Here is a 7,111-nt window from a genome sequence, read left to right as displayed (position 1 = left end):
AAAACTCAATAGCGTTTCGGCGACCATAGCGAGAGGGAAACACCCGGTCCCATTCCGAACCCGGAAGTTAAGCCTCTCAGCGTCGATGGTACTGCAAGGGTGACCTTGTGGGAGAGTAGAACGTCGCCGGACTTCTTTTATAAAAAGGGGCGCTTTAACGAGCGCCCCTTTTTTATTTGTCTCTACAATTATTACTGCAGTAAAAATAAAATTAAAAAGCGTGAAGGAGAAAACTATGGTTGAAAGAGAACAAAGGCCATCTCGTCCTTCACCGCGCAAGCCTTCGGGTCCTAATTCACAACGTCGCCGTGAAGATCTTCCGGCACGCGGAGGCTCCTCAAATCGTGCAGGAGCTCCACGTCAAACTCGTGATGGTTCCGATCCACGAGGTGCACGTCCTGCGCCTATGGAGCGCGATCAATCTCGTTTGCGTCCACGTATTTTTGAACCAGATATTCCTGAAGATGTAACTGGTGAAGAGTTAGAGAAATCAGTTCGCGCTGAACTTTTATCGTTGTCACCAGAAAATGCCAAGGTTGTTTCGCGACATTTGGTCTGCATTAATTTATATCAGGACACTGATCCACAATTAGCGCACAAGCATGGAATAGCAGCAGCTCACCATGCAGGTCGACTCGCTGTTGTTCGTGAATCTGCTGGCTATGCAGCGTATCGAGCCGGTCATTACGAAATAGCACTGAAGGAACTTCGCGCGGCTAACAGAATTTCCGGAGATGTTTCATCTCTTCCAGTTATGGCAGATTGTGAACGAGGTCTTGGAAACCCGCTGAAAGCATTGAATTTGGCTGGTTCTCCAGAGGTGAAGCGTCTTGCAAAATCTGAAGAAATCGAAATGAGAATTGTTGCCGCCGGTGCTCGTCGCGATCTCGGAGAGCTTGATGCTGCGGTTGTTACATTGACCTGCAAAGAACTTAACAATGAAACTGATGAATGGGCTTTACGACTTCGTTATGCCTACGCCGATGCTTTGCATGCTGCTGGACGTGCTGATGAAGCGCGTGAATGGTTTGGTAAGTGTGCAGAATTAGATGCTGATGAGTTCACCGATGCTGCCGAGAGAGCAGCGCAGTAGTTACCCACAGTTCAATAATTTCTACGAAATTTGTCAGGGCCTAGAAATACCTTGCTTCTAAACAAGAGGTAAGGGGTGTTGCATGGCAACAGGGGTTAAAGCCAAGAAGGTAGCTGCACAGAAGGATGAAGTTGAGCAGGATTACTCACTCAATGATGTTTTACTGCGAGGACGCGTTTCGCGTGAGGCGATCGAGAAAGAGTTACCCAGTGGTGACAAGGTTGTTGAATTCCGATTGATAATTACTCGCCAAAAGCTTTCGGGGGTGGACACCCTGGATGTAGGAGCATGGAGTGCAAAAGCTCGACGAAGCGCACTAACTCTCAAGGCAGATGAGTGGATTGAGATTTCAGGATCGATTCATCGTCGTTTTTGGAGCGCACCGACCGGGCTTGCGAGCAGATGGCAGGTTGAAGCGGCCGAGATATCGCGAATTTAGGTAGGCTTATGGCATGAGCAAGAATAGTGATTTGAAAGCCACCATTAAATCTTTGATTGAGAATGTTCAATTAGGGAACAAGTCTGGAACTGAGGTCGCGTCCTCGGTCAATCTTTGGCTAAAAGAGGGTGGAGAAGCTCTCAAAGTAAAGATCGAGGATGAGGTCGAGCGCTCCGTTTCTAAAATGGGTTTCGTAAAGCGCGGTGAGTTTGAGGCGCTTAAGCAAGAGGTAGCAGCGCTCAAAAAAGGTTCACCAAATAGTGCTCCAAAAAAGAGTGCTAAAAAAACTTCAGCTAAAAAAGTTTCCGTAACTAAGAAGGCAGCGAAAAAGAAAGTTACAAAAGTTACTGCTAAGAAGGCTGTAAAGAAAGTGAGTAAGTAGATGGATCATTCACAGAACAATGAGGCTCAGAACGCTACTCAGGCTTTTAACGGTGAGACTTTTGTAGAGGATCTTCGCAACGAGTTGCAGGAGATTGACGCGATGGAAGTTGGCGACCATGCGCAACGTTTTGAAGCGCTCCATCAGAAGCTCAATCAAGCCTTGTCTTCAATCGACGGAATGTAGTTAACGGGCAGCAATGAAAACACGTTTGGATGCCGAGCTGGTACGAAGAGAGCTAGCGCGTTCACGTGATCAAGCCGCCGATTTGATTGAGAAGCGATCAGTTTTGGTCAATGGAATTCCGGCGACAAAGCCAGCTACACAGGTTGATGCTGAAACTTCAATAACTATTTCTGGAAATCGTGATGACTTTGTTTCACGCGGTGGTCACAAACTTGATGGTGCCTTGAATGCATTTTCAGGCGTAAATGTTGAAGGAAAACGTTGTTTAGATGCAGGTGCTTCGACCGGTGGTTTTACCGATGTTCTTCTGCGTCGAAACGCTGGGCACGTTGTTGCTGTAGATGTGGGTTACGGACAGCTGGCGTGGGGTCTGCGTCAAGATGAGCGAGTAACAGTTCTAGATCGAACAAACATTCGTCACTTAACGGGTGAAATGGTGGGAGAGCCGATAGATGTGGTTGTAGCTGATCTTTCATTTATTTCCCTAACCTTGGTTTTGCCTGCTCTGGCAGCAGTATCCAAGCCTGATGCGGATTTTGTAGTGATGGTTAAACCTCAATTCGAAGTTGGTCGGGAAAAGCTTGGGGCAGGTGGTGTTGTCCGAGATCCTGCGCTGCGAAAAGCTGCGGTGATCGAAGTTGCTGAATCTGCATATGATGTTGGGCTTGGAACTATGGGAATCACTGCAAGTCCACTTCCAGGGCCTGCAGGAAATGTTGAATACTTTCTGTGGCTTCGACGTGGAGCCGCAGAGATCGATCATGCGATGCTTGATGAAGCTATAGCGATTGGACCACAGTGATGCGAAATTTATTGATCGTTTGTAATCCAGGCAGAGTCGACGCCGTTGTTGCGGCAGTGGAGTTACAACAAAATCTCGCATCTACTTTCGGCATTTATACGATTTCAGATGTCAATATTCCTGGAGTGATTCGATCTAGTATCGAGGAGCTTCCAGAAATTGAAGTCGCAGTTGTTTTAGGCGGGGATGGAACCATGTTGCGCGCCGCCGAGGTCGCACATGCGCGCGATATTCCATTGCTGGGCGTGAATTTAGGCCATGTTGGTTTCTTGTCAGAAGTTGAACGCTCAAAAATTTCCGATGTAATTAACGCTGTCGTCAACAAGAGTTATGTGATTGATCCGCGAATTACTCTTAGCTACACCGTCGAAAGAGAAGGCAAAACAGTTGCCACTGGTTGGGCACTAAATGAGGTAACGGTAGAACGCGAAAAGGCAACTATGGTTGAACTTTTCTTAGAGATTGATAATCGACCAATATCCCGATGGGGTTGCGATGGATTGATTTGTTCCACACCAACAGGCTCTACCGCATATGCGTTTTCAGCTGGTGGCCCAGTTTTATGGCCAGCAGTTGATGCGCTGGTAGTCCTTCCAATTTCTGCTCATGCCTTGTTTTCGCGTCCACTTGTTATCTCTCCGCGCTCAGTTATAGCTGTGGGAATCGAATCCAATGAAGCTTTTCTATCTGCCGATGCGATTCGCAAATTCCCGCTTGTCTCAGGTGATCGTGTAACTGTCACCAAGGATTCAAGAATCATTCAATTGGCACATTTACACAACACCTTATTTAGCGATCGATTGGTGGCCAAGTTCAAACTACCTGTTGAGGGCTGGCGTGGTGAGTGAACGTACCTTTCTCGAAGAGATAACAATTCGATCTATCGGAGTAATTGATAACTCCGTTCTTGAAATCTCTAAAGGCCTCACCGTTCTTTCCGGTGAAACGGGAGCGGGAAAAACAATGATTTTAACGGCGCTCAATCTGATCCTTGGAGGCAAGGCCGATAGCTCTCTGGTGCGCAAAGGTTCCGAACGTCTTGTGGCTAGCGGCAAGTTCTCGATTCCCAAAGCACAAGAGATCTTGTTTGAAGATGCTCTGATTGAAGACGGCGAATTAATTGTTGTGCGTACTGTAAACGCCGATGGAAAAAGCAAAGCAACCACTAACGGAGTGAGTGCCACAGCATCGACCCTGGCCACTTTTGGCGAGAATTTAGTAGAAGTGCATGGACAAGCAGCAAACCACACAATTACAAAAGCTACTCGGCAAAGAGAGTTAGTTGATCGATTCGGTTCGATTGATTTAGGGAAATACCAATCAGCGCTACTTCGCTATCACGATATGAAGGAGCGAATTCAGGCATTAAAGAAAAGTATCGCTGCAAAAGATAAAGAGTTGGCAGATCTGCGCGAATTTGCAAAGGAGTTTTCCGCCCTAAACCCAAATGCGGGAGAGTATCCCGAGATCGAAAGCGAGATAGCCCGATTATCAAGTGTTGAAGAGTTGCGAACCGCAACCACATTAGCTTCTTCTGCGATAGAAGATGAAGAAGCAGGATCGTTAACTTCATTAGGAACGGCTCGACGATCACTAGAGGCCGCCCGTTCGAAGGATTCACAGCTAGAAGAAATTTATCAGCAGCTCAGCGAGAGCTTCTTTCTATTGGCGGATGCACAAAGTTCACTAAATAGTTACCTTTCTCGATTAGAGGCAGACCCTGCACGTCTTGATTACCTGCAGAATCGTAAGTCGCAGTTCAACGCTCTTGTGAAAAAATTTGGTGGGAGCGGCTCACTTGACGCTGAAATTGCAGCTCTGCACAACCGTTTTAAGATTTCAGCTGAAACCATCGCAGATCTCGAGGGAGGTGATGTGAGATTGCAGGAGTTAGAAAAGGAACTTATTTCGATCAAGAAGGATTTATTGCGAGAAGCAAAAACAGTTACCCAGTCACGTACTGATGCGGCGACCACGTTATCCGCCTTGGTCACCGGCGAGATTCAACAACTGTCTATGCCGCATGCACGCTTTGTTGCAAAAATTGAATCGTGTGATTACTCAGCTCCTAAGGAATCTGATTTCACTTCTCACGGCTGCGATGATGTTTCAATGTTCATTCAAGGTCATAAAGATGCACCACTTGTTCCTTTGGCCAAAGGCGCATCAGGTGGTGAAATGTCGCGAGTTATGTTGGCACTGGAAGTTGTGATTGCTACAACACATCCGATTGGAACCTATGTTTTTGATGAGGTAGATGCTGGAGTTGGTGGAAAAGCTGCGATCGAAGTGGGTCGTCGGTTGCATCAACTGTCCCAACATGCTCAAGTAATTGTCGTCACTCACTTACCTCAGGTAGCGGCGTGGGCGGACTCCCATTTTGTTGTCACGAAGAACAATGATGGAACTGTTAGCCAAAGCGATGTTCGCCTCGTGTCGGGTGAGGAGCGGATCGAGGAGGTGGCTCGTATGTTGGCTGGTTTAGAAAACTCGATTAGCGCGCGAGAACACGCCACCGAGCTGCTTTCTTTGAAGGTGTAAGAGCCCCACCTTTTTAAATGATAGGTTTGTCTTCCATGGGCCAAGCACATGTGACTAAACACTTATTTGTAACCGGCGGAGTCGCCTCAAGTTTGGGCAAAGGACTCACAGCCTCAAGTCTTGGACGATTATTAGTAGCACGCGGTATCCGCGTAACAATGCAAAAGCTGGACCCTTACTTAAACGTCGATCCAGGAACCATGAATCCTTTTCAGCATGGTGAAGTTTTCGTAACGGATGACGGCTCTGAGACAGATCTGGATATCGGCCACTACGAGCGGTTCCTTGATCGCAATCTGCATGGTTCTGCAAATGTCACAACTGGCCAAGTGTATTCACGCGTTATTGCCCGTGAGCGCCGCGGTGAATATTTGGGCGAAACAGTTCAAGTAATTCCGCACATCACCAACGAAATTAAAGAACGCATCATCGCAATGGCAGGACCAGAAATTGATCTAGTCATCACTGAAGTTGGCGGAACCGTTGGTGACATCGAGTCACAACCATTTTTGGAAGCTATTCGACAGATCCGTCAAACAGTCGGTCGTGACAATGTTTTTTATCTTCACGTTTCTCTAGTTCCATACATCGGACCATCAGGTGAATTGAAAACAAAGCCAACGCAGCACTCTGTTGCAGCTTTGCGAAGTATTGGTATCGCACCTGATGCCATAGTTTTACGCTCTGACCGTGAAATCCCGGAAAGTGTAAAGAAAAAGATTTCATTGATGTGTGACGTAGATTCCGAAGCTGTTGTCGCAGCGGTTGATGCTCCTTCAATTTACGATATTCCAAAGGTTCTGCACAGCGAGGGCCTTGATGCATATGTTGTGCAGCGTTTGGGTTTTGATTGCCATGATGTTGTGTGGGGTGAATGGGATGCTTTGCTCGAGAAAGTTCATCACCCAAAGCATCACATTAAAGTTGGCCTTGTCGGCAAGTACATAGATCTTCCAGACGCGTATTTATCGGTCTCAGAAGCCCTTCGCGCAGGAGGTTTCGCAAATGAAGCGAAAATTGAAATTGTTTGGATTGCAAGTGATGAATGTGAAACGCCAGAGGGTGCAAAGAGAAATTTAGAGAACGTGGATGCCATTTGCGTTCCAGGCGGTTTTGGAATTAGAGGAATTGAAGGAAAAGTTGGCGCGCTCAAATACGCCCGCGAAAATAAAATTCCAACATTGGGGTTGTGTTTAGGTTTGCAGTGCATGGTGATTGAAGCTGCGCGCAATCTTGCTGGAATTAACGATGCAATCTCAGCAGAATTTTCTGATTCGGGCACTCCGGTTATTGCAACCATGGCTGGACAAAAAGATGTTGTTTCCGGAAAAGCAGACATGGGTGGCACAATGCGTCTTGGTTTGTACAAGGCTGATCTATTAGCAGGTTCGGTTGTCGCCAAAACTTATGGTGCAACAGAAGTTTCAGAGCGCCATCGTCACCGTTATGAGGTCAATAACCAGTACCGCGACAAAATTGGGAGTGCTGGCCTTGTTTTCTCAGGATTATTCAAGGAACAAGATCTTGTGGAGTTTGTAGAACTTCCGCAAGAGGTGCATCCTTACTACGTAGGCACGCAAGCTCATCCCGAGCTTCGGTCACGTCCAACGAGACCACACCCTCTCTTCATTGGTCTGATTGCTGCAGCGGTAAAAGCGAAAGGTTAAA

8 protein-coding genes and 1 rRNA gene are annotated in these 7,111 nt (G+C 47.0%); all 9 read left to right on the top strand.

Annotated elements, in window-relative coordinates; genetic code table 11:
* Positions 1–15 precede the first annotated feature (15 nt).
* The 9 genes from rrf to pyrG all read left to right on the top strand — a co-directional run bounded on the left by rrf (position 16) and on the right by pyrG (position 7,110).
* A 5S ribosomal RNA gene (gene rrf, locus AC9UC2_RS03975) occupies positions 16–132 on the top strand.
* Between the two features lie 103 nt (positions 133–235).
* Positions 236–1,093 (top strand): hypothetical protein, encoded by an 858-nt coding sequence (locus AC9UC2_RS03970; protein WP_509525445.1) that lies wholly within the window; start codon positions 236–238, stop codon positions 1,091–1,093.
* 82 nt (positions 1,094–1,175) lie between these two features.
* Positions 1,176–1,532: a single-stranded DNA-binding protein gene (locus tag AC9UC2_RS03965; protein WP_509525443.1), complete on the top strand. Its 357-nt coding sequence runs from the start codon at positions 1,176–1,178 to the stop codon at positions 1,530–1,532.
* 13 nt (positions 1,533–1,545) lie between these two features.
* On the top strand, positions 1,546–1,914 hold the full coding sequence (locus tag AC9UC2_RS03960) for a hypothetical protein (RefSeq protein WP_509525440.1): 369 nt from the start codon (positions 1,546–1,548) through the stop codon (positions 1,912–1,914).
* Positions 1,915–2,100 carry a hypothetical protein gene (locus tag AC9UC2_RS03955; protein WP_509525437.1) on the top strand — a complete coding sequence of 62 codons (186 nt, stop codon included), beginning with the start codon at positions 1,915–1,917 and terminating at the stop codon, positions 2,098–2,100.
* A 13-nt stretch (positions 2,101–2,113) separates the two neighbouring features.
* Positions 2,114–2,902, top strand: coding sequence for a TlyA family RNA methyltransferase (locus AC9UC2_RS03950; protein WP_509525435.1), 789 nt, complete (start codon positions 2,114–2,116; stop codon positions 2,900–2,902).
* Complete coding sequence (locus AC9UC2_RS03945; RefSeq protein ID WP_509525432.1) at positions 2,902–3,750, top strand: NAD kinase; 849 nt, start codon at positions 2,902–2,904, stop codon at positions 3,748–3,750. The genes AC9UC2_RS03950 and AC9UC2_RS03945 overlap by 1 nt, the downstream gene beginning before the upstream one ends.
* Positions 3,743–5,443, top strand: a complete 1,701-nt coding sequence (gene recN / locus AC9UC2_RS03940; protein WP_509525430.1) for a DNA repair protein RecN — start codon at positions 3,743–3,745, stop codon at positions 5,441–5,443. The genes AC9UC2_RS03945 and recN overlap by 8 nt, the downstream gene beginning before the upstream one ends.
* 35 nt (positions 5,444–5,478) lie before the next feature.
* Positions 5,479–7,110: a CTP synthase gene (gene pyrG, locus AC9UC2_RS03935; protein ID WP_509525428.1), complete on the top strand. Its 1,632-nt coding sequence runs from the start codon at positions 5,479–5,481 to the stop codon at positions 7,108–7,110.
* The last annotated feature ends 1 nt before the right edge of the window (position 7,111 follow it).

Source organism: Candidatus Planktophila sp. (assembly GCF_036734405.1).
GTDB lineage: Bacteria > Actinomycetota > Actinomycetes > Nanopelagicales > Nanopelagicaceae > Planktophila.
This window is presented reverse-complemented; position numbering and strand designations above follow the sequence as displayed.

Excerpts from the sequence above, each read along its gene's own strand:
- AC9UC2_RS03965 (WP_509525443.1), top strand. The coding sequence starts at position 1,176 with ATGGCAACAGGGGTTAAAGCCAAGAAGGTAGCTGCACAGAAGGATGAA.
- AC9UC2_RS03950 (WP_509525435.1), top strand. The coding sequence starts at position 2,114 with ATGAAAACACGTTTGGATGCCGAGCTGGTACGAAGAGAGCTAGCGCGT.
- AC9UC2_RS03955 (WP_509525437.1), top strand. The coding sequence starts at position 1,915 with ATGGATCATTCACAGAACAATGAGGCTCAGAACGCTACTCAGGCTTTT.
- pyrG (WP_509525428.1), top strand. The coding sequence starts at position 5,479 with ATGGGCCAAGCACATGTGACTAAACACTTATTTGTAACCGGCGGAGTC.
- AC9UC2_RS03970 (WP_509525445.1), top strand. The coding sequence starts at position 236 with ATGGTTGAAAGAGAACAAAGGCCATCTCGTCCTTCACCGCGCAAGCCT.
- AC9UC2_RS03960 (WP_509525440.1), top strand. The coding sequence starts at position 1,546 with ATGAGCAAGAATAGTGATTTGAAAGCCACCATTAAATCTTTGATTGAG.
- AC9UC2_RS03945 (WP_509525432.1), top strand. The coding sequence starts at position 2,902 with ATGCGAAATTTATTGATCGTTTGTAATCCAGGCAGAGTCGACGCCGTT.